The organism is Cyanobium sp. NIVA-CYA 375, from assembly GCF_056108345.1.
Genome location: NZ_JBSYHW010000182.1, coordinates 1 through 1,805, shown reverse-complemented (window position 1 = coordinate 1,805; position 1,805 = coordinate 1). Strand labels below are relative to the sequence as shown.

The following is a 1,805-nucleotide window of genomic DNA, read 5'->3' as shown; positions in this document are numbered from 1 at the left end:
TCCAAGATAAAAGAATTGATAAGGGGTTTCTAATGCTTACAACACAGGAAAAGTGCTTTTCTAGCAAGGGAAGCATGGCTGTAAATACCGCTGGATGTTTAATATATAAACTAAAATTTGTAGTGTTGACATTCGTAACATTCATAACATAACTATCTACTACCGATATGCGGACTCCTGACTTCGAGATATCCGAGAGCTGATTTGGTGGCACTATACCTCCCATTGATTTACTTTTTGCTTGTCTAGTTAAATGAATTTGATCACGCTGAGAATGAAAAAAGGTATTAAGAATATCAAGGACTTGACTTTTAGACGCATCTATGAAATTCGATACATCCATAGGTTCATCCAATGCTACAACGTCAGGAAGCTTATTTAATAAGTGACAAATAAGCGTAGTCCCCGATCTATGCAAGCCAGTTATGATGCAATTGTTCAAGAAAGAATCATCATTTGTCATAGATTATTGCAGACATTCTTTAGGAGATCAAGGAATAAGCTTCTTTCTTTGTGAATATTATGAGCTAGGCTTTGAGAAAGACCATTCATTGCAAGTTTATTGGCAAGATCTGCGTTTGCAAGAAGGCTTAGTACGGCGTTCTCAAGACTCGCTATATTGAGTGGAGGCATGAGACAATTAATGCTATCGTAACAAAAACTACGATTGCCAATGCAATCTGGACAAATTAAAGGTTTTCCCATCGCCATTGCCTCCAACGCAGGTAGGTAAAAACCTTCAGTTTGATTAGGAAGAGTGACGATGATATATGAATTACTAATTTTTTGTAGATAATCTAATCTATCAGTGTGGCTGTCAAGACAACAAGCGTTAATATTTTTTGCCAAAAGCCGGTTTAGCAATTCATTAGCAAGGCTAGGCTGCTTAGTGCCTGCTATCAGCACCTTATTCTGTTGAAAGGCATTAGTTCTAAATTGCTCCATTAAATCGCGATCTATACAATTAGTAATTGTATAGATCGGGCCATTGCAAATTCCAGTACTTCGTATAGCTTCAGCTACTTCATTACTAACGCAAATACGAATGGCCTTTTTAGAAAGATAGGAATAAAGCTCTAGCGAAGGGTTAGCGTGCCTAACATGTTGAATTAGATTAATAACAGGAATATCTTCTTCGATATTTGGAAAGGAGCTTAAAGCCCTCCAATCAGTGCCAGCTACAAAAAGAATATCAGCGCTTAAAGGGTCATAGTTATGAACTAAATTGGGATGATTTAGCCACAAATGATCTTTATTGCTGGTGGGGGCAACGTAGATAGATGAAGTGAGCCAATCTGCGGAGTCAACGTGATTGACATAATCATACAATTTAAGATGACCACCTTGGAAACACCGATAGTCTCGGTGAAACAAGATAGAAAGTTGAGATGGCTCTTGAGAGTTTATCAGCAATGATTAGGGAGTTAACTTTATTCTTTTACGGAGCTTCCTGCTCCAGCCGAATGCAGCAGCTGCGCCTAGAAGGGGCAATGGACCAGGTACTGGCACTGGTGGCACTGGTGCATCTTCAACAGTAAAGCTTGATAAACGTACAGAAGAATTAGTACCTGAACCTGTAAATAGTAACTCTTGACCCAGGTTAAGAGCAATTGGGGCACTGAATGTAAAAGTCCCTGTCGATGTTGTTGCAATCGTGCCTAGCACAGATGAGCCGCCTACATACCTAACTTCAATATTTCCAAAGACAGGTGAGCCGACACCGCCGGATGGTACTAAAAGTTGAGAAATAGTTCCCCCTTTGAAGACTATTGACTTGTTAGCAGTGACGCCTATATTATTATAAG

The 1,805-nt window shown here is 39.3% G+C and carries 3 protein-coding genes; all 3 read right to left on the bottom strand.

What is annotated here, in order from left to right; genetic code table 11:
* Positions 1-463: hypothetical protein (locus AC01FP_RS17375; protein ID WP_474481966.1), on the bottom strand; the 463-nt coding region annotated here is incomplete at its 3' end.
* Positions 460-1,329: a glycosyltransferase gene (locus tag AC01FP_RS17370; RefSeq protein ID WP_474481964.1), complete on the bottom strand. Its 870-nt coding sequence runs from the start codon at positions 1,327-1,329 to the stop codon at positions 460-462. The genes AC01FP_RS17375 and AC01FP_RS17370, both read right to left, overlap by 4 nt.
* Before the next feature lie 87 nt (positions 1,330-1,416).
* Positions 1,417-1,805, bottom strand: a 389-nt coding sequence (locus tag AC01FP_RS17365; RefSeq protein WP_474481962.1) for a hypothetical protein, incomplete at its 5' end; no start/stop codon positions are given.